Raw genomic sequence first — 25,951 nt, forward strand, 5'->3', positions numbered from 1 at the left:
TGACCTACCCGCGTCGGCGCGCCCGCGGCCCCAGTGTCCCCGCCCCTGCCGCGACCGTCACGGCCAGGGCGAGCAGCCCGTACTCCAGCGGTGGCAGATACGGCACCGACCCGGCCACCGACACCGCGAACGCCGTCAGCGGGACCGCCGCGACCAGCGTGCCGACCACGAGCCCGGCCACCGTCACCAGCCCCGTCTCCAGCAGCAGCATCCGGCGCAGCTGGCCCCGGCCCGCACCGACCGTGCGCAGCAGCCGGAACTCGGCGCGGCGCCCCACCGTGATCAGGGACAACGTGCTCACCACCGCGAACAGCGCGAAGCCGCCGATCACCCCGACCCCGACCACGGTCATCGCGTCGGCCCCCGCCGACGAGGGCGGGGCGATCCGGACGTCGTCGGCCGTCGCGGGCCGGACGGTTGTCCCGGCGTACGGGGCGAGCGCCCGCCGGAGCGCGGCGGCGGTCGCGGCCGAGGGGGTGCCGTCCGCCGTGCGGACCAGCACCGAGCGGTCGCGGGGGACGTCGACATGCCCGGCCAGCGCCTCGCGCGGCAGGAGGAACTCGCCGACCCCCAGGGCCCGTTCGTACAGCGCCACCACGCGTAGCCGTACCGGGGTGCCGTCGCCGAGCCGGAGCCGTACGGTGTCGCCGGGACCGACGCCGAGGTCGTCGGCGCGGTCCGCGCCGACGGCCACCGTGTTCCGGCCGGTGAGGTCCGCCAGGTCGCCCGCGGTGACCCGGGGATCGAGCGTGGCGGCCGTCCGGCCCGCCGTCACCCCCAGCACCGGGAACCGATCGATCCTCGGGTCGCCCAGCTCGCGGTGGGCGAGGACCACGAAGGAGCGCAGCACCCCCGTCGCCGACGCCACCCCCGGCGCCCCGCGCACGGCCCGGAGCACCCCGGACGGCAGCCCGGCGGCCGGGCCCGTCACCACCAGATCGGCCCGCAGCGCGTCGGCGGCCTGCCGGGCGGCGGCCCGCTCCAGCGTCGCGCCCGCCGCCAGCTGTACGCAGACGAACGCGACGGCCAGCACGATCGGCGTGATCGCCGCACCCAGCCGCCGATGGTGCGCGGCGGCCGACCGCGCCGCGAGGAACCCGGGCGCCCCGCCCACCCGCCGCACCGGCGCCCCGAGCACCCGCAGCGCCCCGCGCGCGATCCACGGCCCCAGCAGCGCCACCGCGACAACCAGCGAGGTCGCCGCCCCCGACGCGGCCACCGCGGCCGCCTGACCGCCCTGCGCCGTGGCCGCCCCGGCCGCCCCCAGCCCCGACACCGCCAGCACCGCACCGGTGACCGTCCGCACCTTCCCCGGCTCGCCCGGCTCCGGCGCCCCGGCCGCACTCAGCGCGGCGGCGGGCCGCAGACCGGTACCGGAGCGCGCCGCGAGCACCGCCACCGGGCGGGCGGCGAGCGCGACCACCGCCCCGCCCACCACCGCCGCCACCGGCGGCAGCCACCACGGCACCGGCAGCGGCAACGGGTCCGTCGCCAGCAGCGACCGCAGCCACACCCCCAGCGGCACGGCCCCGGCCCCGCCCGCCACCGCCGCCGCGACGGCCACCCGGCCCGCCTCGCGGCCCACCGCCGACCGCAGCTGCCGGGGCGTCGCCCCGACCGCCCGCAGCAACGCCAGCTCACCGGAGCGCTGGTGGACCGACTGGGCGAGGACGGTGGCGATCACCAGCAGCGCCACGATGAGGACCGTCCCGGTGACCGAGCCGAGCAACGGCAGCAGCTCGTCCCGGGCGGCGAGCGCGTCCGGCTCCCTGGCCTGCCCGCGCTCCGCACCGGTCAGCACCCGGACCGCCGGGGCGCCGGAGTCCCGGCCGGACCAGGCCCGCTCCAGCGACGCCCGCAGCGCGTCCGACGACACCCCGGGCCGGGCCAGCACCCCGACCGCGTCAACCGTTCCGGGATGCCCGGCCAGCGCGGTGAGACGGTGTCCGGTCAGGAAGACGGTGGCCGGGCGGGTTTCGCCCAGGCCGCCGTCGTCGGCGATCCCGCTGACGGTGTACGTCCGGGGCGCCCCGTCCGTCCGCAGGGTCACCCGGTCCCCGGTGCGGCTCCCGGTGGCCGCCGCGAGCGCCCCGTCCAGGACCGCCTCGGCGTCCGACCGGGGCGGACGGCCGGCCGTCAGCCGGTACGGGGTGAGCGCGGCGGCCGCCCAGGAACGGCCGAGCGCCGGGGCCGTGCCCCCCGCCCCGCCCGCCGTGACCGGGACGGTGTCGTCCGCCACCGCACGGGCCACCCCGGGCGCGGCACCCGCCCGCGCCACCGCGGAGCGCTCCAGCCGCACCCGCTCCGGCAGATACGCCGTCGCCGTCCTCGGCTCGCTGCCCCACGGCTTCACGGTGTACGTCACCCGCTGCTCAGCCACCACCACCGCGTCGGCCCCCGCGTACCGCCCCACCGGCGGCCCTGCCAGCAGCAGCGAACCCACGACCAGCACGAACGCGCCGACCAGCGCGGCAGCCGCCGCCGTCGCCGCGAACACCGGGGCCCAGGACCCGCGCCGGTCCCGGAGCGAACGCCGGGCGAGGAAAGCCGAGGCCCGCCGCATCCCGGCCCGCACCTCGGCTCCGGCCTTCTCCTTCTCCTTTGCCTTCTTCCCCTCCCGCGCGCTCATCGCAGCCGCCCGCCGTCCATCGTCAGCACGGTGTCCGCCCAGCCCGCCGCCGCCGGATCATGGGTGACCATTACGACCGTACGGCCGTCGACGCGCACCGCGTCCCGCAGCAGCCCGAGCACCAGCCCGGCCGACTCCGGGTCCAGCGAGGCGGTCGGCTCGTCCGCGAAGATCACCTCGGGCCCGGTCACCAACGCCCGCGCCACCGCGACCCGCTGCTGCTCCCCGCCGGAGAGCGTCGCCGGGCCGTGCCCGCCGCGCCCCGCCAGCCCGACCCGGGCCAGCAGCTCCCGCCCCCGGACCAGCACCCGCTCGTCGGCCGGATCGGCGCCCGCCAGCACCAGCGGCAGCACCACGTTCTCCTCGACGCTCAGCGAAGGCACCAGGTTCAGGGCGTGCGACTGGAAGACGAACCCGATCCGGTCCCGCCGGAACCGGGTCAGCGCCGCCTCCGACAGCCCGCCGAGATCGGTCGACCCGATCCGCACCGTGCCCGACGTCGGCCGGTCGAGCCCCGCCGCGCACTGCAGGAAGGTGCTCTTGCCCGAACCCGAGGGGCCCACCACCGCGGTGAAGCTCCCCGCCGGGACCACGCAGCTGACCGAGTCCAGCGCCGTCGCACCCCGGCCCGGACGGCCGTGGCGCCGGCTCACCGCCTCCAGCCGCAGCGCGGCCCCCCGCACCGCCGTCGTCATCGTCTCCACCGCTACTCCAGCTCCTTCGACCAGCGCACCCTGTGACCTGTGTCAACGCTAGGAACCGGGGCGCGGCCGGACGAGGGTGCGCGATCCCGGAACGGGGGTACAGCCCGCACCACCACGACCGGGGAGCCCGCTCCCCTCCGGCGCGCCGCGGCGCCCCGTAACCTGGCGTGTCATGAGCAGCACCACCGCTTTCTCCGCCACTCCGCTGGCCGCGGCCGTCCGCCGGTCCTGGGACGCCTCGCGCTTTCTGGGCATCGGGATCGGTGTCGCGCTGCTCGCCTACGTGGCCACCTTCCTGGTGGTGGCCGTCCTGCTGTTCGCGGCCGTGCTCATCGGGCTGCCCGCGCTGCCGGAGGCCGCCAAGGTGCTGCGCCGGTGCGCGGAGTGGGAGCGGCGCCGGGCGGCCGCGCGGCTGGGCGTCCCGTTCGTCCCCACGCCCTATCCGTCGCTGGACGGCGGCGAACTCTCCGAGCGGGTACGGCGGGTGCTCACCGACCCGACCGTCTGGCGCGACGCCCTCTGGCTGCCCCTCCAGGCCCTCGCGGGCAACGCCCTCGGCTATCTCGCGATTGTGGTGTGGCCCATCGGGCTGCTGGTGGACGGGATCGGGCTGACGGCCGTGCACCTGTGGGACCGGCGAACCGCCGACGAGTACGGCACCCCGCTGCCCGCGCGGACCGGCTGGGTGCTGCGCTGGCACGGGGTGCTCGCGGACCTGTCGGCGGGCTGGACCCGGGCGCTGCTCACGACGTCGCCGTCGGGCGCGCTCGCCGAACGGATCGCCCAGCTGACCGAGAGCCGGGCGGGCGCGGTCGAGGCGCACGGCGCCGAACTGCGCCGCATCGAACGCGACCTCCACGACGGCGCCCAGGCCCGGATCGTCGCCCTGTCCCTGCGCATCGGCCTCGCCCGGCAGCTGCTGGACCACGACCCGGCCGCCGCCCGCGTCCGGCTGGACGAGGCCCAGGACGGGGCGGAGGCCGCCCTCGCCGAACTGCGGCACGTGGTGCGCGGCATCCACCCCCCGGTGCTCACCGACCGCGGACTGGCGGGCGCGGTCCGGGCCCTGGCGGCCGACGCGGGCGTGCCCGTCGCCGCCGAGCTGGACGGGGTCGAGGACGGGCGCAGGCTCCCGGCCGCGATCGAGGCCGCGGCGTACTACGTCATCGCCGAGGCGCTCACCAACATCAGCAAGCACAGCGGCGCGACCGACGCCAGCGTGCGCGTCCGGCGCACCCCCGGGGCCCTGCGCGTGACCATCGGCGACAATGGGCGCGGCGGCGCGGCCGAGCGGTACGGCACCCTCCCGGAGCGATCCGCCACCGGCGGCGCCCACCTGGGCGGTTCCGGCAGCGGGCTGGCCGGAATCCGGCGGCGGATCGCCGCCCTGGACGGGACCACCCGCATCAGCAGCCCCGTCGGGGGGCCGACAGAGATCGAGGTGGAGCTGCCGTGCGGATCGTGATAGCCGAGGACAACGCCCTGCTGCGGGAGGGCCTGGTCCTGCTGCTCACCAGCTCCGGCCACGAGGTGGTGGCCGATGCCGCGACCGGGCCCGAGGTGCTGCCCGCCCTCCTGGAGCACCGCCCGGACGCCGCCGTCCTCGACGTACGGCTGCCGCCCACCTTCCGCGACGAGGGGCTGCGCGCCGCGCTCGCCGCCCGGGAGAAGCTGCCCGATCTGCCGATCCTGGTCCTCTCGCAGTACGTCGAGGAGACCTACGCCGCCGAACTCCTCGCCCAGGGCGCCCAGGGCATCGGCTACCTCCTGAAGGACCGGATCGGCCGGGTCGACCAGTTCCTCCAGGCGCTGGACCGGGTGGCGGCGGGCGGCACCGCGCTCGACCCCGAGGTGGTGACCCAGCTGCTCACCCGCAAGTCGACGGCCACCCCGCTGCGCAGCCTCACCCCGCGCGAACGCGAGGTGCTGGAGCTGATGGCCCAGGGCAAGGCGAACGGCACCATCGCCGCCGAACTCGTCGTGACGGAACGGGCGGTGAGCAAGCACATCGGTTCCATCTTCGCCAAGCTCGGCCTGGAGCCCGACGACGGAACGGTGCACCGCCGGGTCCTGGCGGTGCTCGCCTACCTGGAGGGCGGCGCGCCGCGCTGACGGGCGGTCGGCACCACGACGCCGTCCTTCCTCCGGGGGCCCCGGCGCCGGGGCCCCCGGGAAGCCGTCGAGGGCCGTCCGCTCGCGCCGGGCGGCGCGCTTGGGCAGGATGCTGTACGCCGTGTGTCGTGAGCCGCCAGGAGGCCCCCGTATGTCCAGCCAGAACCAGCCCGCGCCGTTCACCGCCGACGACTACCGGGCCCGGATGAGGCGCGCGGCCGACGCCGCCGCCGAGGCCGGACTCGCGGGCGTGCTCGTCGCGCCCGGCCCCGACCTCGTCCACCTCACCGGCTACCGCCCGGTGAACACCGAACGCCTCACCCTGCTGGTCCTCAGGACCGGTCAGGACCCGGTGCTCGTCGTCCCGACACTGGAGGCCCCGGACGCGGAGCACGCCGTCGGCGCCCCGGCCCTCACACTGCGCGACTGGACCGACGGCAAGGACCCGTACGGCGTCACCGCCCCGCTCCTCGACGGACGGGGCCGGTTCGCGGTGAGCGACAACGCCTGGGCGATGCATCTGCTCGGCCTCCAGCGCACCCTGCCGGGCAGCTCGTACGTCTCGCTCACCGAGGCCCTGCCGATGCTGCGCGCGGTGAAGGACGCCCCTGAGCTGGAGCGGCTCGCGGCCGCCGGGGCCGCCGCCGACGCCACGTACGGCGAGATCCTCAAGGTGCGGTTCTCCGGCCGCAAGGAGACCGACATCGCGGCGGAACTGGCGGATCTGCTGCGGAGGTTCGGGCACTCCCAGGTCGATTTCACGGTCGTCGGCTCCGGCCCCAACGGCGCCAACCCGCACCACGAGGCGGGCGACCGCACCATCGAGCGCGGGGACATGGTCGTCCTCGACTTCGGCGGCCTCAAGCACGGCTACGGCTCGGACACCTCGCGCACCGTCCACGTCGGCGAGCCCACCGCCGAGGAGCAGCGTGTCCACGACATCGTGCGGGAGGCCCAGCAGGCGGGCTGCGAAGCGGTCCGGCCGGGCGTCCCCTGCCAGGAGATCGACCGCGCGGCCCGCGCCGTCATCACCGAGTTCGGCTACGGCGAACGCTTCATCCACCGCACCGGCCACGGCATCGGCGTCACCACCCACGAGCCGCCGTACATGATCGAGGGCGAGGAGCTCCCGCTGGTGCCCGGGATGTGCTTCTCGGTGGAACCGGGCATCTATCTGCCGGGCCGGTTCGGGGTGCGGATCGAGGACATCGTGACCGTCACCGAGGACGGCGGACGGCGCCTCAACACCACCGCCCGCGAGCTGGCGATCGTCGAGTAGCCGCCGGTCCGCCGGTCCGTCCGCCCGCCGGTTCAGCTGCCGGCCAGGACGACGCACGACTCCGGCGGAAGGTGCAGCAGCCCGTCGTCGCCCGGGGACTCCACCGGCTCCCAGGCGGCGACCACCCGGCCCGCCCCGGCCCGGCCGCCGCCCAGCGGGATCCCGGCGGGTTTCCCACCGAGGTTGACCGCGATCCGCAGGTCACCTCTGCGGTAAGCCAGCCAGCAGCCCTGTTCGTCGTGGGCGGTGCGCACCGACGCCAGGTCGGGGTCGGTGAGGTCGGGCAGGGAGCGGCGGAGCGCGATCAGCTCGCGGTACCAGGCGTGCAGCCGGGCGTGCGGCTCCTGGGCCGCCTCGTCCCAGTCCAGGCAGGAGCGGTCCCGGGTGGCCGGGTCCTGCGGGTCCGGTACCTCGTCGGCCGTCCAGCCGTGCGCCGCGAACTCCCGCCGCCGCCCGTCGCGTACCGCGTCCGCCAGCTCCGGATCGGTGTGGTCGGTGAAGAACTGCCAGGGGGTGCGGGCCCCCCACTCCTCGCCCATGAACAGCATCGGGGTGAACGGCCCGGTCAGTACGAGCGCCGCGGCGCAGGCCAGCAGGCCGGGGGAGAGGGCGGCGGCGAGCCGGTCGCCCCGGGCCCGGTTGCCGATCTGGTCGTGCGTCTGGGCGTAACCGACGAAGCGGTGGGCGGGGGTGCGGGCGATGTCGACGGGGCGCCCGTGGGTACGGCCCCGGAACGCTGAGTACGTGCCGTCGTGGAAGAACACCCCGGTCATGGTCCGGGCGAGGGCGGCCAGTGGGGCCCGTGCGAAGTCCGCGTAGTAGCCCTGCGACTCGCCGGTCAGCGCGGTGTGCAGGGCGTGGTGGAAGTCGTCGTTCCACTGCGCGTGCAGCCCGATGCCTCCCCGGGGGCGGGGGGTGGTGTCCCGGGGGTCGTTGCGGTCGGACTCGGCGATCAGCGGGAGCGGGTGGCCCAGTTCGGCGGCGAGCGCGTCGGTGGCGGCGGACAGCTCCTCCAGGTAGGTGAGCGCCCGTCCGTCGGCCAGGGCGTGCACCGCGTCCAGCCGCAGTCCGTCGAGCCGGTAGTCCCGCAGCCAGGCGAGGGCGCTGCCCAGCAGATACGCCCGCACCTCGTCGGAGCCGGGGGCGTCGAGATTGACGGCCGCGCCCCACGGGGTGTGGTGGGTGTCGGTGAAGTACGGTCCGAAGGCCGGAAGATGGTTGCCGGACGGGCCGAGGTGGTTGTGGACCACGTCCAGGAGGACCGCGAGCCCGAGGCCGTGCGCCGTGTCCACGAAGCGCTTGAGCCCCACCGGCCCGCCGTACGGCTCGTGCACGGCCCAGAGCGACACGCCGTCGTACCCCCAGCCGTGGGTGCCGGGGAAGGGGCAGACCGGCATCAGTGACACATGGGTGACGCCCAGTTCGGCGAGGTGCCCGAGCCGGGCCGCCGCGGCGTCGAAGGTGCCCTGCGGGGTGTACGTGCCGACGTGCAGTTCGTAGAGGACGGCGTCCTGGAGCCGGTGTCCGGGCCGCTCGGAGCGCCACTCGAAGCGTGTGTGGTCGACGACGGCGCTCTCGCCGTCCGGCCCGTCCGGCTGGCGCCGCGAGCGCGGATCGGGCAGCACCCGTACGCCGCCGTCCGCCCTGTCGTCGCCTTCGCCCTCGCCTTCGCCGTCGCCTTCGTCGAGGACGAAGCCGTACCGGTCCCCGTCCGACGCCTCGGCCTCGGCCGTCCACCAGCCGTCCCGCCCGGGGTCCCGCTCCATGACGCGCGGTTCACCCCGCAGCCGCAGACCCACCGAACCGGCCCGTGGTGCCCATACCTCGAACAGCATGCGACGCTCCTCGTCTCCTCGCCCCCGTACCCGCACGCCAACAGTGACGATCACCGGCCCATGGCACTGGATCGACGCTGTTACTGGCGATTAAGGTCTGCATCTGATCATTGCCCCATCGGATTGTGATCAATACGCACTCCCTCTTACGGCTGTGGAGGCCGCGATGACCGTGCCGTCGTTTCCGCCCGGTTCCCTCCGGAGAACCTCCGCGTCCGCCTTCCGGACCGAGGGCGCCGGCAAACGCCCCGGCCCGGTCCGCATCGGCAACGAGACGCCCGCCCGCGCCTCCGGGCGCTGAGACATGGCGGCTTCGTGGTGGTCCCGGGCCGGGCTCGGGATCTTCGTGCACTGGACGCCCGCCTCCGTGCCTGCCTGGGCCCCGTCGCCGGTCCCGGCCGACCGCCTCCCCCGGGCCGCCCGTCGCGCGCCGCTGGCCTGGACGCCGCGCCCCGAGTGGTACGAGAACGGGCTCCGGTTCCCCGGCAGCCCGGTGGCCGCCCACCATCGCGCGACCTACGGCGACCGCCCGTACGCCGCCTTCGGGGGCGACTTCAACGACGCCCTGACCGGCTGGGACCCCGTGGGCTGGGCCCGGGCCTTCCGCGCCGCGGGCGCCGACTACGCCGTCCTGGTCGCCAAGCACCACGACGGATTCTGCCTCTGGCCCTCCGCGATCCCCAACCCGCACCGCGCCCGCTGGCACACCCGGCGCGACGTCATCGGAGAGTTCGCCGAGGCGGTCCGCGCCGAGGGGCTGCGCCTGGGGATCTGCTACTCGGCCGGGCTCGACTGGACCTTCGACGCCCGCCCCATAGGCACCGGCGCACACGCCCTCGCGGCCGTCCCGCGCGGCGGATACCCCGCGTACGCGGGCGCCCAGCTGCGCGAACTGATCCGCCGCTACCGCCCCGACCTCCTCTGGAACGACACCGTCTGGCCCGGTACGGACACCGACGTCCGCCGGCTCGTCGACTACTACCGCTTCGCCGTTCCGCGCGGCGTCATGAACCGCCCGCCGATTCCGTTCGCACCGCTGCGGCGGTCCCTGCGGCTCCCCGGTGCCGGGGCCCCGTACGGGATCACCCCCGGCGAGGGCCGCGGAGCCTGCTACCACCGCGACGCCCCGTCCGGACCGTGCCCGTCCGGACCGTGCCCGTCCGGACCGTGCCCTTCCGGGGCGGACGCCGCGGCCGGGGGAGGCGGCGGAGGCGGGCGGCTGCTGGCCGTGGGCCCGCGCGGTGAGGACGCCGCCCTCCCCGGCCGGCAGCTTCAGCACCTGGAACGGATCGCCCGCGGCGAGTGCTGTCCCATGTGACATGCCATGAGCCGCTCCGACGGCTGTGACGGTCGGAGCGAGCCAGGCACGAGGCATGTGCGCGTCCGGAACGCTGCGAGGCGTTCCGCGGCATGATCGTCTCCGCGGTGCGCGGGTTCCCCGGCCGCTACCCGGGCCTGGTGGACCACGAGGTACCGCTCGCGCCGCCCGACTCCCTGCTCCACGTCAGCCGTTGGCGGGGCGGGGCGGACCCGGTCCACCACGCGGGCGGGCCGTGGTGCGAGCAGCCCGTGGTCCTGCCGGGCGAGGACGAATACTCACCGGGCCGCTCCTGGAGCGGCCCTGCACCTGAGCGCCGCCGGCCCGACCCCGGTCCGGTCCGTGCCGGGTCAGTCCCAGACCATGTCGAAGGAGCGCTCGAAGTTCACGTACCCGAGACGGGCGAACGACCGGGCCATCGGGACGTTGCCGAGGTCGGTGGAGGCCCGGATGCGCACCACGTCGTCCTGCGCGGCGAGCACCCGGGTGCCCTCGGCCAGGATGTCGTCGATGTAACCCTGCCCGCGCCGACCGGGCAGCACCCCGATGTACGCGATGATCGGGTTGTAGTTGTTGCGGGCCGGGATCACGAACCCGACCGGCTCGCCGTCGGGGAGTTCGGCGATCCGCCACCACGCACGCGGGGTGCGGTAGTGCGCCAGCTCCTCGTCGTAGTGCTTCTCGGCGGCCTCGCGGGCGCTGAGCCCGGACGACAGGTCGGCCTGCCCGTGCGCGTCCAGGGTGCCCTCCATCACCGGCGTCATCAGCGCGAGGAGGTCCTCGCGGTCGGCGACCGGGCGGAACCGCAGCCGCCCGCTGTCCGCGGGGACCTCCGTCCCGGCCCGCCATTCCAGCCGCAGCCGCTCCACCAGCATCCGTGCGCCGGAACGCTCCATGACCCGGATCCGGGCCTCCACGATCTCCCGGGCCGCCGGGTCCTCGCGCCAGTCAGCCGGGACATGGCGCCCGTACTCGGGCCGCGGAGCACCGGCCGGTACGACCGCCGCCGTCGCCGCCTCCAGCAGCCGCAGCCCGGCCTCGCCGCGCTCCGGCTCGGGCAGTGTGTCGTCGAGGTCGAAGACGTCCAGAAGCAGCGGTACCTCGCCGGTGTTGCTCCACCACGCGAGCCGGGCCACCAGCCGTTCGCCGCGCAGCGCCACCCACATCCACGCGGGGCGGCGCCGCCCCGAGACGAGATCGTCGTCGAACTCGTGATCAAAGACATAGGACAGCTGCCGGAACAGGCCGAGTTCCTGCGGGCCCGTGAGCGGACGGATGGTCAGTTCCTGCGGTGCAGGTGTCATGCAATCTCCCTGTATGGCACGGAAATGCCGCCCAGCGTGCGCCGGGCGGCATGCGGCGGCAGACAGTAGCAATGCCGCCGCGCCCGCGCGCGGGGATTTTCGGGCGCGTGCGCGGGCGGACCGAAGTGCCGCGGGCCGGAACGCGGCGGGCCGGACCGTTCTGGACACTGCGGGGCGGTCGGGCCGACAATTGGCGGCGTGACGTCCTCCTTCGAGTCCCACACGCACGCCGTGCGGCTGTCCGACGCCCAGCGCGACCGCGTGCTCGGCGTACTCAGAGACGGCGCCGCCCAGGGCAAGCTCTCCCACGACACCTTCATGCGTCGCATGGAGCTGGCACTCGTCGCCCGCCGCCCCGAGGAACTGGCGGCGCTCACCGCCGACCTGGAGAGCGAGGGCCGCCTGTCACAGCGGATACTCCGGGTCGTCGGCGGGGTCTCCGGTTTCCCCGGCCGGATACGCCGGGTCTGGCAGAACGAACGGCTCCCGAAGCTCCTGCTCCCCGCCCCGAGCCCGCATCCCCTGCTGATCGGCCGCGACCCCGGGAACGGGCTGCGCCTCAACCACGAGACCGTCTCCCGGATGCACGCGGAGCTCCACACCCAGCCCGGCGGCGGCTGGTTGCTGCGCGACCTCGGCTCGACCAACGGCACCTGCGTCAACGGACGCCGGGTCACCGGCACGGTCCCGGTCCGCGCCGGCGACCAGGTGAGCTTCGGCCGTATGAGCTTCTGCTTCTCCGCCCCCGCCCCCGTGCCCCCGGCCTGAGACCTCCCGTCACCCCGACGGCCGTACGCCGACTGCGCGACGGCACCGCCGGTGGTCCCCTGAGGGAACCGCGCCGCGTCCCGGCGCCCCGAGCCCCAGGGGGAACCGATGCAGGCCGACGCACCGGAAGGCATATCCCCACCGGTCCGCCGCCCCCGCACCGGCCCCAGCCTCCTCGCCCCCGGCGCCGTCCGCGACCCGCACCGCCTCTACCGGGTCCTGCGCGAGACGCACCCGCTCTGCTACGACGCACTCCTCGGAGCCTGGCTGGTCAGCCGGTACGCCGATGTCGTCACCGCGCTCACCGACCCCCGGTTCACCGGCCTCCCGCACGACGCCGCACCCCGCGGCGGCCCCGCGCCGCTCGGCCTCTGCCACGGCGGCCCGCGGTGCGCCACCCCCCGCCCGCCCGGCCCCGCCACCCCGCCCCACCCCGCCGTCGCCCGGACGGAGCGCACCGCCTACGTACTCGCCCGCCGGATCGCCGGACGCCAACAGGCCGATCTGGTCGAGGAGTTCTGCCGCTGGCTGCCCGTCGGCGCGATCGCCGGGACCAGTGCGACGCCCAGCGCCGGCGCGACCGCAGGGGCCGGCGTCCACCGGTACCCGGATCCGCCCGACCACAGCCCCTGCACGCGCCACACCGCACTGCGTACCATCGCGCTCGCCTCCTTCCTCGCCAACCTGCTGGACGCCCCCGACCTGCTCGCCGCGCTGCGTACCGAGCCCTCCCTCGCCGACCGGGCCTGGACGGAGTCGCTGCGCCGCGACCCACCGGTCCAGCTCGTGCTGCGCCGCACCACCCACGAGGTCACCCTCAGCGGCGGCACCCTGCCCGCCGGGGCGTATGTCGCCTGCCTGACCGGCTCGGCGGGCCGCGACCCGGGACGCTTCGCCGCCCCCGACCTCTTCGACCCCCTCCGCACGGACCAGGGCCACTCCCTCACCGGACCCGCGTCCTGCCCGGCCGTCCTGCTCGGCCGGCTGGAGGCCCGGCACGGACCGCGCGCCCTGCTCGACGCGATGCCCGATCTCCGCTGGGCCGACGGCTTCCGCCCGGCCCGGACCGGGCTGCTCACCCGGGGCCCGCGGACCCTGCTCGTCAGGCCCGGCTGAGCAGCGCCACCGGCCGCTTCGCGAAGAGCTCGGCCAGCACCACCGAACCCCCGGAGAACTTCCGGCCCGGCGCCAGCAGATCGGCCCACTCCCCGTCGTCCGGCAGCGCGAGCTCCGTCCCCCGCCAGCCGCCCGACTCCGCCAGCCGCGACGACAGCCGGGTCACCGCCGTGACCACCTCGCCGGAGCGGCAGAACGCCACACAGTGCGCGGCCGCCGGACCCCGGGCGCCCAGCGGGGCGTACGTACGGGACGCGCCGAACACCTCCGGCCGCTCCCGCCGCAGCCGCAGCGCCACCGAGGTGAGCACGGCCTTCTCGTCCGCCCCGCCCGAAGCCCCGTCCGTAGCGCCGTACGGGGCCCGGTCCGGTTCGCGGAAGGGCCGCCGGTTGTCCGGGTCGACCAGCGCCAGGTACTCCCGCTCGGTGCCCTGGTACAGATCCGGCACACCCGGCATCGTCAGCTGCACCAGCGCCGCGCCCAGCACATTGGCCCGGACGTACGGGGCGAGCGTGTGCGCGAACCGCTCCAGGGCCTCGCGCACCGGACCGCCCGCCGCGGCCGGGCCCGCCGCGACGAAGTCCGTCACGGCCCGTTCGTAGACCGGATCGGACTCGGTCCAGCTGGTGAAGAGCCCCGCCTCGCGGACCGCCTTCAGCAGCGCCGGTTCCAGCCGCCCCGCCTGCTCCCCGTCCGGCACCCCGGTACACCCCACCGCCGTCTGCCACGACAGCCAGCCGAACTGCGCGTCCGGAGCGGTGGCGGTCACAGCCCGCCCCAGCTCGGTCAGCAGCTCCGACCACGCCCGGGGACACTCGGTCAGCACCGCGACACGGGCCCGGACATCGGCGCTCCGCTTGGTGTCATGGGTGGTCAGCACCGTGCCGGTGCCCGGCCAGTCCCGGGCCAGCCGGGCGCAGAACGCATGGAACTCGTCCGGATCCGTCGCCGGCCGCCCCGGATCGCCGCCCACCTCGTTCGCCGACACCAGCGGTGTGTACCGGTAGTACGCCGTGTCCTCGACCGACTTGGCCCGCAGCGCCGATGCCGTCTGGGCGAACCGGGCACAGAACGCCGCCCGCCGCGGCCCCCCGCCCAGCCGCCCCAGCGCCAGATCCCGGACCACATCGACCGCCGCCGACTCCTCCGCGACCGCGAACACCGCCTTCGCGTCCCGGACCGCCGCCTCCGGCAACGCCTCCTCCCCCGACCGGGAGGACGGCGGGCTCACGTACGGGCGGTAGACCGGCACCCGCACCAGCAGCTCCCGGACGGCGGTGCGCAGCGCCCATGGGGCGTGGTCGCGCAGCGCGGGCTCGGCCGCGCAGATCCGCACCGCCATCCGGGTCAGCAGCGCGGTCTCGGCGGCCAGCTCGTCCGTCACCACCTCGTACGCGGCCCGGCGCACCGTCGCCGTCCAGTCGCCGCCCCGGTCGGCGGCCGGACCCGCGTACTCCCGGAAGCGGCCGGTCAGCTCCGCCGCGCCCGCCGGGTCGACGAACAGCCCGTCGATGCGGTGCAGCGCGTCGTACCCGGTGGTGCCCGCGACGGCCCACCGCGCGGGCAGCTGCTCCTCGCCGGTGAGGATCTTCTCCACCACCGTCCACCGCCCCCCGGTGGCCGCGGACAGCCGCTCCAGATAGGCCGCCGGGTCGGCCAGCCCGTCCGGGTGGTCGACGCGCAGCCCGTCGACGACCCCGTCCCGGACCAGCCCCAGGATCGTGGCGTGGGTCGCGTCGAACACCTCCGGGTCCTCCACCCGCACCCCGATCAGCCCCGAGACGGTGAAGAACCGCCGGTAGTTCAGCTCGGTACGGGCCAGCCGCCACCAGCCGAGCCGGTAGTGCTGGGCGTCCAGCAGCTCCGGCAGCGGCAGCCCGGCCGTCCCCGCCCGCAGCGGGAACTCCTGACCGTCCAGGCACAGCACCTCCCGGTCCGCGTCCACCCGGAACCGGCCCATCTCCTCACCGATCCGGCCGCCGAGCACCGGCAGCAGCACCTTGCCGCCGCCCGCCTCCCAGTCGATGTCGAACCAGCGGGCGTACCGGGAGGCCGGGCCCTCGCGCAGCACCTCCCGCAGGGCGTGGTTGTGCCGGGGGTCGGCGGCCATGTGGTTCGGCACGATGTCCACGACCAGCCCGAGCCCGTGCGACCGCGCCGTACGGGCCAGTTCCCGCAGTCCCTCCTCGCCGCCGAGCTCATCGCGTACCCGGCCGTGGTCGACGACGTCGTAACCGTGCCGGGAGCCGGGGACGGCCTCCAGCACGGGCGACAGGTGCAGGTGCGAGACGCCGAGCCCGGCGAGGTACGGCACGGCGCGCGCGGCGGCCGGGAACGGGAAGTCCGGCTGGAGCTGGAGCCGGTAGGTGGCGGTGGGCGTCATGCGATCGTTCGTACCCGGCCCGGCGCCGTCTGTGACAGAGAACGCCGCAAAGGGCCCGACCGGCGGTGTCCCCGGAACCCGCGGTCCCGCGCCGGGCGTACTACGCGGGCCGCTGGAGCACCGCCATGCTGCGCCCGACCAGCTTCACCCGCTCGCCCGCGGCCACCTTCGGCCCCGAACCGGGCATGACCCCGACCGGGCGCGCCGTGTCCACCACGAGCAGCCACTGCCGCCCGTGGTCCACCGGCACCCGGAAGTCCAGCGTCTCGGCGCTCGCGTTGAACATCAGCAGGAACGAGTCGTCGGAGATCCGCTCGCCGCGCGGCCCCGGCTCGGAGATCGCGTGCCCGTTGAGGAAAACCGTCAGCGCCTTGGCGTGGGCGGCCTGCCAGTCCCGCTGCGTCATCTCCCCGCCCTCCGGGGTGAACCAGGCGATGTCCGACAGCTCGTCGTGGGTGCCCTGCACCGGGCGGCCGTGGAAGAACCGGCGGCGGCGGAAGACCGGATGGTCGCGGCGGAGCCAGACCATCGCCCGGGTGAACTCCAGCAGACCGCTGCCCGCCCCGCCGCCGCCCCCCTCCGCGTCGTCCGCCCCGTCCGCTCCGACCACGTTCCCGCGCGCCTTCCCGGCCGGTTCGGGCCAGTGCACCCAGGACAGCTCGCTGTCCTGGCAGTACGCGTTGTTGTTGCCCCGCTGGGTACGGGCGAACTCGTCGCCGTGACTCAGCATCGGCACACCCTGCGAGAGCATCAGCGTGGCGACGAAGTTGCGCATCTGCCGCGTCCGCAGGTCCAGCACCTCCGGCCGGTCCGTCTCGCCCTCGACCCCGCAGTTCCAGGACCGGTTGTGGCTCTCGCCGTCCCGGTTGCCCTCGCCGTTGGCCTCGTTGTGCTTGTCGTTGTACGCGACCAGGTCGTGCAGGGTGAACCCGTCGTGGCAGGTGGCGAAGTTGATCGAGGCGAGGGGGCGGCGCCCGTCGTCCTGGTACAGGTCCGAGGACCCGGTCAGCCGCCCGGCGAACTCCGCGAGGGTCCGCGGCTCCCCGCGCCACAGGTCCCGCACGGTGTCCCGGTACTTCCCGTTCCACTCGGTCCACAGCGGCGGGAAGTTCCCCACCTGGTATCCGCCCTCACCGACGTCCCACGGCTCCGCGATCAGCTTCACCTGGCTGACCACCGGATCCTGCTGCACCAGGTCGAAGAACGACGACAGCCGGTCCACCTCGTGGAACTGCCGGGCCAGGGTGGCCGCCAGATCGAAGCGGAACCCGTCCACATGCATCTCGGTCACCCAGTACCGCAGCGAGTCCATGATCAGCTGGAGCACGTGCGGCGACCGCATCAGCAGCGAGTTCCCCGTTCCCGTGGTGTCCGTGTAGTACCGCTGGTCCTCCGCCAGCCGGTAGTACGAGGCGTTGTCCAGGCCCCGGAAGGAGAGCGTGGGCCCCAGGTGGTTGCCCTCCGCGGTGTGGTTGTAGACCACGTCGAGGATCACCTCGATGCCCGCCTGGTGCAGCGCCCGCACGGCCTGCTTGAACTCCAGCACCTGCTCGCCCCGGTCGCCCCAGGACGCGTACGCGTTGTGCGGGGCGAAGAACCCGATGGTGTTGTAACCCCAGTAATTGGCCAGCCCCGCGTCCGCCAGCCGGTGGTCCTGGACGAACTGGTGAACGGGCATCAGCTCGATCGCGGTGACCCCCAGCTCCGTCAGATGGGCGATCACCTCCGGATGGGCCAGCCCGGCGTAGGTGCCGCGCAGCTCCTTCGGCAGCGCGGGGTGAAGCATCGTCAGGCCCTTGACGTGGGCCTCGTAGATCACCGTGCGGTGGTAGTCCGTACGGGGGCGGCGGTCGTCGCCCCAGTCGAAGTACGGGTTCACCACGACCGACGACATGGTGTGCGGGGCCGAGTCCAGGTCGTTGCGGGCGTCGGGGCGGCCGAACGGATAGCCGTACACCGCCTCCCCCCACCGGATCTGCCCGGCCACCGCACGGGCGTACGGGTCGAGCAGCAGTTTGGCCGAATTGCACCGGACCCCGCGCTCCGGCTCGTACGGCCCGTGGACCCGGAACCCGTACCGTTGACCGGGCATCACCCCGGGCAGATAGGCGTGCCGGACGAAGGCGTCGGTCTCCCTGAGCTCCACCGCCGTCTCGGAGCCGTCGTCGTGCAGCAGACACAGCTCGATCCGTCTGGCGGCCTCCGAGAAGACCGCGAAATTGGTCCCGGCACCGTCGTACGTGGCGCCGAGGGGGTATGCCTGTCCCGGCCAGACCTGCATGGGCTCGACTCCTCCACCTCTGATCAGGCAGATCCTTCCCGAAAGAAGTGCGCCGACCTAGGAGGTGTCCGGGACGTCACCCGTCCGGTCAACATCGGGCCTCCGCGTGTCGCCCGGAGCCCCGATCCGGACCCCGGGCCCGCGCCCCTGTCCGGCACCCGGCCCGGGATGGGGTGCTTAATCACTATGAATCCCCTCACTCCGGCCGATCCGGCCGTTGGGAACAAGCCTGCGTCACTGGGGAGTTGACGAAGCAGCATGCGCATCCTGCTGCACCGGCTCCCGCTCCCGGAGTACCCTTCCTTGATCGTTGGTGGGGGAGTGGAAGGCGGTGCGCGGGTGAGCTCGGGAGGCTTCGAGCTGCCCCCAGGTGACCCAGGTCACGAGGGGGAATCCACCGATGTCCCCCCAGGGGCGGTATCGCTTGCGCAGCCCATGGAGATCGGCGCGGAGCTGGACTGGGGCGCGGACGCCTGGAGCGAGGTGCGGATGCGCGCCCAGCGGGCCGGCCGGGCCTACATCTGGCTGAATCTCGTGGAGCAGCGGCTGCGTGCCGTGGTCGCCGCGGTGCTCCGGCCGGTCTACGAGCCGGTCCACGGCGAGGACTGGGTGGTGGCCGCCGCCGGGCCCGCCGGGCAGGAGTGGGTGCAGCGCGCCGTTGCCGTGCGGGAGGTCTCCCGCCGCAAGGGCTATCTGCTGGACCCGGCCGACGACAACGTCCTCAGCTTCCTCACGCTGCCCCAGCTGCGTGAGCTGATGGTCCAGCACTGGCCCTGCTTCGAGGCGTACTTCGACGACCGCCGCGAGGTGGAGCTGGCCCTCGACGAGCTGGAGGTCGCGCGCAACGTGGTCTCCCGCAACCGCGCCCTGAACGAGCCGGTCCTCGCCCAGGCCGAGCGCGCCTCCGCCCGGCTCCTGGAGATCCTGGGCAGCGGCGCCGCGGTTCCGTCGGCCGACCGGCTGCCGGTCGACGCCGTCGAGGAGCTGGTCGGCGACCGGTACGCGGACGTGGTGTCCGTCCACTCCGACCGGGTACGGCTCCAGCGCCAATTGCCGGCCGAGGACCTCTTCGGCGGTTCGCGGCGGCTCGACGCGATCGGCATAGGGCTCAATCTGCTGGTGCAGAACTTCTCGGGCCGCAGGCTCGTCCGGCTGGCCGAGTCGGGTTGCCGCATCCGGCTGCTCTTCATCAACCCGGCGAGCAGCGCGGTCAAGCGCCGGGAGCGGGAGCTGGGCCTGAAGAAGGGCGAACTGAGCCGGTCGGTGGAGATGAACATCCTCCACATGCGCCGGGTCCGCTCCAAACTGCGTGATCCGGGTGCCTTCGAGATCCATGTCTTCGACGAGACCCCGCGCTTCACGGCCTATCTGGTGGACGGCGACGGCACGGACGCTGTGGGGGTCGTCCAGACCTATCTGCGGCGCGCACGCGGCATGGAGGCGCCGGTGCTGGTGCTGCGCGGCGGCGGGCGTGCGGTGTTCCGCGCGGGGCAGGAGAACGAGAACGGCCTGTTCGAGACGTACCGCGAGGAGTTCGAGTCGGTCTGGACGGACTCCCGGCCCGTCTCCTGACCGGCTGCTCCCGGGACGTCTCCCGGGGGGTGCCGGTGAGGGGTCCCGGCCGCTCTGTCAGTGGTGCGTGCAAGGGTGGTCACCACATGGGGGAGCACACGAAGGAGGTACCCGATGAGTTGGGACCGGGAGCCGCTGGTCGGTTTCGACCTGGAGACGACGGGCACGGAGCCGCTGAAGGCGCGCATCGTGACGGCCGCCGTCGTGAGCGTCGGCAGCAGCGGCGGGGAGCCCGTCCAGGAGCGCACCTGGCTGGCCGATCCGGGGGTCGCGATCCCCGCGCAGGCCTCGGCGATCCACGGCATCAGCAGCGAGCGCGCGGTGGCGGAGGGCCGCCCGGTGCGCGAGGTCGCCGACGAGATCGCCGAGACGCTGACCGCCCACTGGCGCCGGGGCGTCCCGGTCGTCGCGTACAACGCGGCCTTCGATCTGACCCTGCTCACCGCCGAGCTGCGGCGGCACGGCCTGCCCTCGCTGAGCGACCGGCTGGACGGGGCGGGCATCGGCCCCGTCATCGACCCGTACACCATCGACCGCGCCGTGGACCGCTACCGCAAGGGCAAGCGCACGCTGGAGGCGGTCTGCGTCGAGTACGGCGTGGTCCACGGCGGCGCCCACGACGCGGGGGCGGACGCGCTGGCCGCGGTCCGGGTGGCCCATGCGATAGCCGGACGGCACGGCTCGGTGGCCGCGCTGTCCGCCGCGGAGCTGCACGAGCGCCAGGTGGAGTGGTACGCGCGGTGGGCGGCGGACTTCCAGCGGTTCCTGCGCCGCAAGGGCACGGCGGACGCGGTGGTCGACGGCCACTGGCCGCTGCGGGAGCCGGCCGCGGTCACCGTCTAGAAGGGATACCAGCGCACCGTCGGGTCGTCGTCGCGCAGCGAGGCCACCCGGCGGCGGAATTCCGCGAGCGCCTTCGGGTTGGTCGGCGCGTGCTGCGACACCCAGGCGCAGCTGGCGGTCTCCCGTGCCCCGCGCAGCACCGCGCAGCCCTCCCACGCGCGCACGTCCCAGCCGTACGCGGCGGTGAACGCGTCGTACGCCCCGGGCGCCAGTCCGTACCGGTCCCGGGACAGGGCCAGTACGACCAGGTCGTGCTCGCGCAGGTCCGCGGAGAAGGTCTCCAGGTCGACCAGGACCGGACCGTCCGGGCCGACATGGACGTTGCGGGGGAGTGCGTCGCCGTGGATCGGCCCCGGCGGCAGATGCGGGACGAGGGCGGCCGCGGCCGTGGCGAAGCCGTCCCGGCGCTCGCGCAGATAGGCGGCGTCGGCCGGGTCGATCGCGTCGCCCGCGAGCCGCAGCCACCGCTCGACCCCGCCCAGCAGCTCGCGGCGAGGCAGTACGAAGCCGTCCGGGGCCGGCAGCGCGTGCACCAGGGTCAGCAGCCCGGCCAGGTCCTTCGGCTCGGCGGGGCGCACGGCCTTTGGCAGCCGGTGCCAGAGGGTCACCGGATGGCCCTCGACCAGCCGGGCCTCGGGCTCCGCGGCCCGCACGGCCGGGACGCCCGCCCCGGCCAGCCAGTGGGCGACGGCCACCTCACGGTCCGCCCGTTCTCGCAGTTCCGGGTGGCGCACGGCGTCCCGGCCCACCTTGACCACCAGGTCGTCGACGGCGAAGACCGCGTTCTCACCCAGCGCGAGCAGTTCCGCGTCGCCGGGCAGACCGGCGGCGGCGAGCACCTCGCGCGCAAGCATGTCGTTCATGTCTGCGATTTTCGCACCCGCGCAGGCCTCCTTGACGAACCGACGACCCGTCAGCACCATGACGGGGGCCACCTGAGCGGCCAGAACGGTACGAAGCCGATCAAATGACGCAAGGGGGCTAATTGTGACGTTAGCGAGTGCGACCGTACGTCCGGGGAGACACGGGCCGCCCGGCGGCCCGAAGGCCGCCCCGCCCCGGCCGGCGGTCCGGAGCGCCGGCACCTGGTTCCTGGTGCTGCCCGCGCTGATCCCGATCCTCGTCCTCAGCGTCGGCCCCCTGCTCTACGGCATCGCGCTCGCCTTCACCGACGCCCAGTCCGGCCGTACCCGCGCCACCCAGTGGGTGGGCGCCCTGAACTTCCAGGACCTGCTCCACGACACCCTCTTCTGGGACTCCTTCCGGATCGGCCTGGTCTGGGCGTTCGGCGTGACCGTCCCGCAGTTCTTCCTGTCACTCGGCCTCGCTCTGCTGCTCGACCAGCGGCTGCGGCTGCGCTGGCTGGCGCGGGCGCTGGCGATCATCCCCTGGGCGATGCCCGAGGTGGTGGTGGGCGTCATGTGGCGGCTGGTCTACCACCCGGACGCGGGCGTCCTCAACGAGACCCTGCGTGACCTCGGCCTCGGCGAGGGGCGGGACTGGCTCACCGGACTCGCCACCGCGCTGCCCGCCGTGATCGTGGTCGGGGTGTGGGCGGGCATGCCGCAGACCACCGTCGCCCTGCTCGCCGGGGTCCAGAACGCCCCGCAGGAGCTGCACGAGGCGGCGGCCCTGGACGGTGCCGGTGCCTGGCGCCGCTTCCGTACCGTCACCTGGCCGGTGCTCAGGCCGGTCGCGCTCGCCGTCACCGCACTCAACTTCATCTGGAACTTCAACTCCTTCGCCCTGGTCTACGTCCTGACCAACGGCGGCCCCGGCGGCCGTACCCGGCTGCCGATGCTCTTCGCGTACGAGGAGGCCTTCCACTACGGGCAGTTCGGATACGCCGCGGCGATGGGCTGTGTGATGGTCGCGGTGATCTCCGTGATCCTCGCCGTGTACCTCGCCGGACGGCTCAAGGGAGGCGAGGACCGATGAACACGCGTACCAGCGCACCGGCCCGCGCCGGACAGTACGCCGCGCTCCTGGGCTACCTCGCCTTCCTGGCGTTCCCGTTCCTGTGGCTGGTGTCCACCGCGTTCAAACCGGCACGCGAACTGGGCTCGCTCCACCCCACCTGGATCCCCGAGCACCCGACGCTCGACAACTTCCGCCAGGCCTTCGACGAGCAGCCGCTGCTCCGCGCCGCCGCCAACTCGCTGACCGCCGCGCTCTGCGCCGCCGCCCTCGCCGTCGTGGTCGCCACGCCCCTGGCGTACGTGATGGCCCGCCGCCGCTCCCGGCTCTCGACAGCGGCCACCGGATGGGTGGTGGTCAGCCAGGCGTTCCCGCTGGTCCTGCTGATCATCCCGCTCTTCCTGGTCCTGAAGGGCCTGCACCTGATCAACACCCTGACCGGGCTGGTCATGGTGTACACCGTCTGGGCGCTGCCCTTCGCGCTCTGGATGCTGGTGGGATACGTACGCGCCGTGCCCGTCGAACTGGAGGAGGCCGCCGCGGTAGACGGCGCGGGACGGCTGCGCACCCTGGTGTCGGTGACCGCCCCGCTGCTGGCCCCCGGAATCGTCGCCACCGCGCTCTTCGCCTTCATCACCGCCTGGAACGAGCTGTTCTTCGCGCTCGTCCTGCTCAAGACCCCGGAGAAACAGACCCTGCCGGTCGTCCTGACCCACTTCATCGGCGCGGAGGGCGCGGCCGACCTCGGGCCGCTCGCCGCCGCCGCCTTCCTCGCCACCCTGCCCTCGCTGGTGATCTTCGCGGTCATCCAGCGGCGGATCACCGGCTCCATGCTGGCCGGGGCGGTGAAGAGCTGATGCGGGCATCGCCACGCAGGACGGCCGCCGCCGCGGCCACCGCGCTCGCCCTGCTCCTCACCGGCTGCGCGGGCACGGACGACGGCCGGGGCGAGCGCGGCCGGATCGAGCTGAGCTTCCAGTCGCTGGCCTGGCAGAAGGAGTCCGTCGACGCCAACAAGCAGCTGGTGGACGAGTGGAACGCGAGCCACCCGGACATCCATGTCACCTACGTGCAGGGCAGCTGGGACACCGTCCACGACCAGCTGCTCACCTCCTTCGAGGGCGGCGAGGCACCGGACATCATCCACGACGCCTCCGACGACCTGGCCGACTTCGCGTACGGCGGCTTCCTCGCCGACCTGCGCGGGCTGCTCCCGGACCGGCTGACGGCCGACATCCCGCGGCAGAGCTGGTCCACCACCACCTTCGGCGACGGCGTCTACGGCGTGCCCTTCCTCCAGGAACCCCGCGTCCTGATCGCCAACACCGAGATCCTCGAGCGGTCCGGGGTCCGGGTCCCGACCCCCGGGAAGCCCTGGAGCTGGGCGAAGTTCCGGCAGGTCACCAAGGAGCTGACCGGCGAGGGACGGTACGGGGTCGCCTGGCCGCTCAAGGAGCCGGTCTCCGTCACCCTCAACCTCGGCCTCTCCGACGGCGGCCGGCTCTTCCACCGGGGCGCCGACGGCAGGGTCACCCTGCGTGCGGAGGCGGGCGACCGGATCGTCCCCGGCACGATTCACGACCAGGTCAACACCGACCGCAGCGCCGCGCGCACCACCCTCGGGATGGGCGGCTCCGACACCCTCCCCGGTTTCTTCGGCGGCAAGTACGCGATGGTTCCGCTCGGCTTCTCGTACCGCCAGCAGGTCGTCGAGCAGGCCCCGGAGGGCTTCGAGTGGACGGTGCTCCCGGCGCCCGCGGGCAGTGCGGGGCTCGCCCAGGGGGTCAGTCCGCAGACCCTGTCCGTGTCGCAGGCCAGCCCGCACAAGAAGGCGGCCGCGCGGTTCATCGACTTCCTGCTCCGGCCGCCGAACACGGTGCGCCTGGCCAAGGGCGACTGGATGCTCCCGACCGGCACGAAGGCCCTTGCCGACCCCTCCCTGCACACCGCCGAGAACGGCTGGGCGACCGGCGTCGCCGTCGCGAAGGCGCTCCGGCCGGCGCCCGCCCAGTCGGTGCGCGGCTACCCGGAATGGAAGGACAAGGTGGCCACGCCCGCGCTCCAGGAGTACTACAGCGGGGCCATCGGAGCCAAGGAGCTGAGGAAGCGTCTGGTCGACGACGGGAACCGGGTCCTGGCCCGCTACCAGCGCTGACGCAGCCGCCAGGGACGGCCCCGGGACCCCGTGCGAAAGGTCCCGGGGACCGGCCCCGGAGCACCGGAACGCCCCGCACCGCCGCAATGTGACCACCAGGTGAGAGGTCGGTGAACGTGGGGGCCAAATCCGGCCGCGACCCCGCCCGGCCGCGGGGTCGGGCGGGGCGCGCCGCACCGTCCGCGAAGACCGCCGGTGGCACTGCGGCTCCGGGGAGAACGGCATAAGTCCTGGTGACCGCGCCCGACTTGGGTGCCGCTGGCCGGTTTCTTATTACGAAAGTTTGTTGAGTAAGTCACAGCCGCATGAAGGTCTTGATCTGAGCTCGTCAATCGGTCAGGGTTTCGAACCAGTCCCCGGAGATCTTCCGGCCGGGGGCGAATCCCCCCACAAAGAATGACGAGGAGACCCCTCTTCATGGCTATTCACCAGCGTGCCCGCAGCTTCAAGCTCACCGCGGCGATAACCGCGGTGGCCGCGGCGGCCGGAGTCGCCCTGCTCAGCACTTCGCCGGCAGGCGCCGAGCCCGCCCCCGCGATGGGCGTCGTCTACGGCGCCGACGCGGCGGACGCCGTCTCCGGCAGCTACATCGTCATGCTGAACCAGAAGGCCGACAAGGCCGAGCTCGCCAAGGAGTACGGCGGAAAGCTGAAGCGCAACTACAGCTCCGCCATCAACGGCTTCTCCGCCTCCGGCCTCACACTCACCGAGGCCAAGCGCCTGGCCGCCGACCCGGCCGTCTCCAAGGTCGTCCAGAACAAGAAGTTCCACATCGACGGGACCCAGACGAACCCGCCGTCCTGGGGTCTGGACCGGATCGACCAGACCGAGACCGCGGGCGACAACGCCTACACCTACCCCGACAGCGCGGGCGAGGGCGTGACCGCGTACGTCATCGACACCGGTGTGCGCACCACGCACGAGGAGTTCGAGGGCCGGGCCAGCTCCGGCTACGACGCCGTCGACAACGACGACAGCGCCGACGACGGCAACGGCCACGGCACCCATGTGGCGGGCACCATCGCCGGTGCGAGCTACGGCGTCGCCAAGAAGGCCAAGATCGTCGCCGTCCGGGTGCTCGACGACTCCGGCTCGGGCACCACCGAGCAGGTCGTCGCCGGCATCGACTGGGTCACCGAGAACCACGAGGGCCCCTCCGTCGCCAACATGAGCCTGGGCGGCGGCGCGGACGAGGCGCTCGACGCCGCGGTCCAGAAGGCCATCGCCTCCGGCGTCACCTTCGCGGTCGCCGCCGGGAACGACTCCTCCGACGCGAGCAGCACCTCCCCGGCCCGCGTCCCCGAGGCCATCACGGTCGCGTCGTCCACCGTGGACGACACGCAGTCGTACTTCTCCAACTACGGCCCGATCGTGGACATCTACGCCCCGGGCTCGGACATCACCTCGTCCTGGAACGACAGCGACGACGCGTCCAACACCATCTCCGGTACGTCCATGGCGACCCCGCACGTCGTCGGCGCCGCCGCCGTCTACCTCTCCGGTCACCCGGACGCCACACCGGACGAGGTCGCCACGGCGCTCACCGACGGGGCCACCCCCGACGCGATCTCCGACGCGACCGAGGGCACCCCGAACAAGCTGCTGAAGATCGTCGAGTAGCCGGTCGGTCACTCCGTGGTGGGCCCCCCCGGGCGCCCCCCGGGCACCCCGCGGCACACCGCCCCCCCCCCCCCCCCCCCCGCGGGCGAAATAAACCAACAGAACCACGACCCGC

The 25,951-nt window shown here is 74.1% G+C and carries 19 protein-coding genes; 12 read left to right on the forward strand and 7 right to left on the reverse strand.

The features are described 5' to 3' along the window. Window positions 1-4 precede the first annotated feature (4 nt). Window positions 5-2,629, reverse strand: coding sequence for an ABC transporter permease (locus tag ACFCV8_RS15095; protein ID WP_376685777.1), 2,625 nt, complete (start codon window positions 2,627-2,629; stop codon window positions 5-7). Beyond that, a complete protein-coding gene (locus tag ACFCV8_RS15100) occupies window positions 2,626-3,324 on the reverse strand; it encodes an ABC transporter ATP-binding protein (RefSeq protein ID WP_376685795.1) in 699 nt (232 codons plus the stop codon). Before ACFCV8_RS15100 ends, ACFCV8_RS15095 begins: the two co-directional genes overlap by 4 nt. A 181-nt stretch (window positions 3,325-3,505) precedes the next feature. On the opposite strand from ACFCV8_RS15100, the gene ACFCV8_RS15105 reads away from it, so the two are divergent. The 3 genes from ACFCV8_RS15105 to ACFCV8_RS15115 all read left to right on the forward strand — a co-directional run bounded on the left by ACFCV8_RS15105 (window position 3,506) and on the right by ACFCV8_RS15115 (window position 6,724). Beyond that, complete coding sequence (locus ACFCV8_RS15105; RefSeq protein ID WP_376685778.1) at window positions 3,506-4,798, forward strand: sensor histidine kinase; 1,293 nt, start codon at window positions 3,506-3,508, stop codon at window positions 4,796-4,798. Next, a complete protein-coding gene (locus ACFCV8_RS15110) occupies window positions 4,786-5,445 on the forward strand; it encodes a LuxR C-terminal-related transcriptional regulator (protein ID WP_376685779.1) in 660 nt (219 codons plus the stop codon). The genes ACFCV8_RS15105 and ACFCV8_RS15110 overlap by 13 nt, the downstream gene beginning before the upstream one ends. A 151-nt stretch (window positions 5,446-5,596) precedes the next feature. Further along, the gene (locus tag ACFCV8_RS15115) at window positions 5,597-6,724 is read left to right on the forward strand and encodes a M24 family metallopeptidase (RefSeq protein ID WP_376685780.1); all 1,128 of its coding nucleotides are present in this window, start codon (window positions 5,597-5,599) and stop codon (window positions 6,722-6,724) included. Window positions 6,725-6,756: 32 nt separating this feature from the next. On the opposite strand, the gene treZ is transcribed toward ACFCV8_RS15115, so the two are convergent. Continuing rightward, window positions 6,757-8,559: a malto-oligosyltrehalose trehalohydrolase gene (treZ, locus tag ACFCV8_RS15120; RefSeq protein ID WP_376685781.1), complete on the reverse strand. Its 1,803-nt coding sequence runs from the start codon at window positions 8,557-8,559 to the stop codon at window positions 6,757-6,759. A 304-nt stretch (window positions 8,560-8,863) separates the two neighbouring features. On the opposite strand from treZ, the gene ACFCV8_RS15125 reads away from it, so the two are divergent. After that, window positions 8,864-9,877 carry an alpha-L-fucosidase gene (locus tag ACFCV8_RS15125; RefSeq protein ID WP_376685782.1) on the forward strand — a complete coding sequence of 338 codons (1,014 nt, stop codon included), beginning with the start codon at window positions 8,864-8,866 and terminating at the stop codon, window positions 9,875-9,877. 350 nt (window positions 9,878-10,227) lie between these two features. On the opposite strand, the gene ACFCV8_RS15130 is transcribed toward ACFCV8_RS15125, so the two are convergent. After that, window positions 10,228-11,181 carry a GNAT family N-acetyltransferase gene (locus ACFCV8_RS15130; RefSeq protein ID WP_376685783.1) on the reverse strand — a complete coding sequence of 318 codons (954 nt, stop codon included), beginning with the start codon at window positions 11,179-11,181 and terminating at the stop codon, window positions 10,228-10,230. 198 nt (window positions 11,182-11,379) lie between these two features. Here ACFCV8_RS15130 and ACFCV8_RS15135 point away from each other — a divergent pair, with 198 nt between their 5' ends. Together ACFCV8_RS15135 and ACFCV8_RS15140 are read left to right on the forward strand one after the other, a co-directional pair. Next, window positions 11,380-11,949 (forward strand): FHA domain-containing protein, encoded by a 570-nt coding sequence (locus tag ACFCV8_RS15135; RefSeq protein ID WP_376685784.1) that lies wholly within the window; start codon window positions 11,380-11,382, stop codon window positions 11,947-11,949. Between the two features lie 108 nt (window positions 11,950-12,057). Beyond that, on the forward strand, window positions 12,058-13,065 hold the full coding sequence (locus ACFCV8_RS15140; RefSeq protein ID WP_376685785.1) for a cytochrome P450: 1,008 nt from the start codon (window positions 12,058-12,060) through the stop codon (window positions 13,063-13,065). On the opposite strand, the gene treY is transcribed toward ACFCV8_RS15140, so the two are convergent. Together treY and glgX are read right to left on the reverse strand one after the other, a co-directional pair. Beyond that, window positions 13,052-15,448: a malto-oligosyltrehalose synthase gene (gene treY, locus ACFCV8_RS15145; protein ID WP_376685786.1), complete on the reverse strand. Its 2,397-nt coding sequence runs from the start codon at window positions 15,446-15,448 to the stop codon at window positions 13,052-13,054. The two genes, ACFCV8_RS15140 and treY, sit on opposite strands and share 14 nt — an antisense overlap. A 100-nt stretch (window positions 15,449-15,548) precedes the next feature. Then, entirely contained in the window at window positions 15,549-17,729 is a 2,181-nt protein-coding gene (glgX, locus tag ACFCV8_RS15150; RefSeq protein WP_376685787.1) for a glycogen debranching protein GlgX, read from the reverse strand. 339 nt (window positions 17,730-18,068) lie between these two features. Between glgX and ACFCV8_RS15155 the strand changes: the two genes are divergently transcribed. Together ACFCV8_RS15155 and ACFCV8_RS15160 are read left to right on the forward strand one after the other, a co-directional pair. Further along, the gene (locus tag ACFCV8_RS15155; RefSeq protein WP_376685788.1) at window positions 18,069-19,301 is read left to right on the forward strand and encodes an SAV2148 family HEPN domain-containing protein; all 1,233 of its coding nucleotides are present in this window, start codon (window positions 18,069-18,071) and stop codon (window positions 19,299-19,301) included. A 114-nt stretch (window positions 19,302-19,415) separates the two neighbouring features. Further along, window positions 19,416-20,144, forward strand: a complete 729-nt coding sequence (locus ACFCV8_RS15160) for a 3'-5' exonuclease (protein WP_376685789.1) — start codon at window positions 19,416-19,418, stop codon at window positions 20,142-20,144. On the opposite strand, the gene ACFCV8_RS15165 is transcribed toward ACFCV8_RS15160, so the two are convergent. Further along, entirely contained in the window at window positions 20,141-21,007 is an 867-nt protein-coding gene (locus ACFCV8_RS15165) for a phosphotransferase enzyme family protein (RefSeq protein ID WP_376685790.1), read from the reverse strand. The two genes, ACFCV8_RS15160 and ACFCV8_RS15165, sit on opposite strands and share 4 nt — an antisense overlap. Before the next feature lie 124 nt (window positions 21,008-21,131). Here ACFCV8_RS15165 and ACFCV8_RS15170 point away from each other — a divergent pair, with 124 nt between their 5' ends. The 4 genes from ACFCV8_RS15170 to ACFCV8_RS15185 all read left to right on the forward strand — a co-directional run bounded on the left by ACFCV8_RS15170 (window position 21,132) and on the right by ACFCV8_RS15185 (window position 25,836). After that, the gene (locus ACFCV8_RS15170) at window positions 21,132-22,082 is read left to right on the forward strand and encodes a carbohydrate ABC transporter permease (protein WP_376685791.1); all 951 of its coding nucleotides are present in this window, start codon (window positions 21,132-21,134) and stop codon (window positions 22,080-22,082) included. Further along, on the forward strand, window positions 22,079-22,918 hold the full coding sequence (locus tag ACFCV8_RS15175; RefSeq protein WP_376685792.1) for a carbohydrate ABC transporter permease: 840 nt from the start codon (window positions 22,079-22,081) through the stop codon (window positions 22,916-22,918). Before ACFCV8_RS15170 ends, ACFCV8_RS15175 begins: the two co-directional genes overlap by 4 nt. Further along, the gene (locus ACFCV8_RS15180; RefSeq protein ID WP_376685793.1) at window positions 22,918-24,216 is read left to right on the forward strand and encodes an ABC transporter substrate-binding protein; all 1,299 of its coding nucleotides are present in this window, start codon (window positions 22,918-22,920) and stop codon (window positions 24,214-24,216) included. The genes ACFCV8_RS15175 and ACFCV8_RS15180 overlap by 1 nt, the downstream gene beginning before the upstream one ends. Window positions 24,217-24,633: 417 nt before the next feature. Continuing rightward, window positions 24,634-25,836, forward strand: a complete 1,203-nt coding sequence (locus tag ACFCV8_RS15185) for a S8 family serine peptidase (RefSeq protein ID WP_376685794.1) — start codon at window positions 24,634-24,636, stop codon at window positions 25,834-25,836. The last annotated feature ends 115 nt before the right edge of the window (window positions 25,837-25,951 follow it).

The sequence above is a fragment of the Streptomyces sp. NPDC056347 genome (assembly GCF_042262625.1).
Classification (GTDB): domain Bacteria; phylum Actinomycetota; class Actinomycetes; order Streptomycetales; family Streptomycetaceae; genus Streptomyces.

Coding starts and splice junctions, on each gene's coding strand:
- ACFCV8_RS15140 (WP_376685785.1), top strand. CDS start 12,058: ATGCAGGCCGACGCACCGGAAGGCATATCCCCACCGGTCCGCCGCCCC.
- ACFCV8_RS15130 (WP_376685783.1), bottom strand. CDS start 11,181: ATGACACCTGCACCGCAGGAACTGACCATCCGTCCGCTCACGGGCCCG.
- ACFCV8_RS15185 (WP_376685794.1), top strand. CDS start 24,634: ATGGCTATTCACCAGCGTGCCCGCAGCTTCAAGCTCACCGCGGCGATA.
- ACFCV8_RS15180 (WP_376685793.1), top strand. CDS start 22,918: ATGCGGGCATCGCCACGCAGGACGGCCGCCGCCGCGGCCACCGCGCTC.
- ACFCV8_RS15165 (WP_376685790.1), bottom strand. CDS start 21,007: ATGAACGACATGCTTGCGCGCGAGGTGCTCGCCGCCGCCGGTCTGCCC.
- treY (WP_376685786.1), bottom strand. CDS start 15,448: ATGACGCCCACCGCCACCTACCGGCTCCAGCTCCAGCCGGACTTCCCG.
- ACFCV8_RS15175 (WP_376685792.1), top strand. CDS start 22,079: ATGAACACGCGTACCAGCGCACCGGCCCGCGCCGGACAGTACGCCGCG.
- ACFCV8_RS15095 (WP_376685777.1), bottom strand. CDS start 2,629: ATGAGCGCGCGGGAGGGGAAGAAGGCAAAGGAGAAGGAGAAGGCCGGA.
- ACFCV8_RS15105 (WP_376685778.1), top strand. CDS start 3,506: ATGAGCAGCACCACCGCTTTCTCCGCCACTCCGCTGGCCGCGGCCGTC.
- ACFCV8_RS15100 (WP_376685795.1), bottom strand. CDS start 3,324: ATGACGACGGCGGTGCGGGGGGCCGCGCTGCGGCTGGAGGCGGTGAGC.
- ACFCV8_RS15160 (WP_376685789.1), top strand. CDS start 19,416: ATGAGTTGGGACCGGGAGCCGCTGGTCGGTTTCGACCTGGAGACGACG.
- glgX (WP_376685787.1), bottom strand. CDS start 17,729: ATGCAGGTCTGGCCGGGACAGGCATACCCCCTCGGCGCCACGTACGAC.
- ACFCV8_RS15115 (WP_376685780.1), top strand. CDS start 5,597: ATGTCCAGCCAGAACCAGCCCGCGCCGTTCACCGCCGACGACTACCGG.
- treZ (WP_376685781.1), bottom strand. CDS start 8,559: ATGCTGTTCGAGGTATGGGCACCACGGGCCGGTTCGGTGGGTCTGCGG.
- ACFCV8_RS15125 (WP_376685782.1), top strand. CDS start 8,864: ATGGCGGCTTCGTGGTGGTCCCGGGCCGGGCTCGGGATCTTCGTGCAC.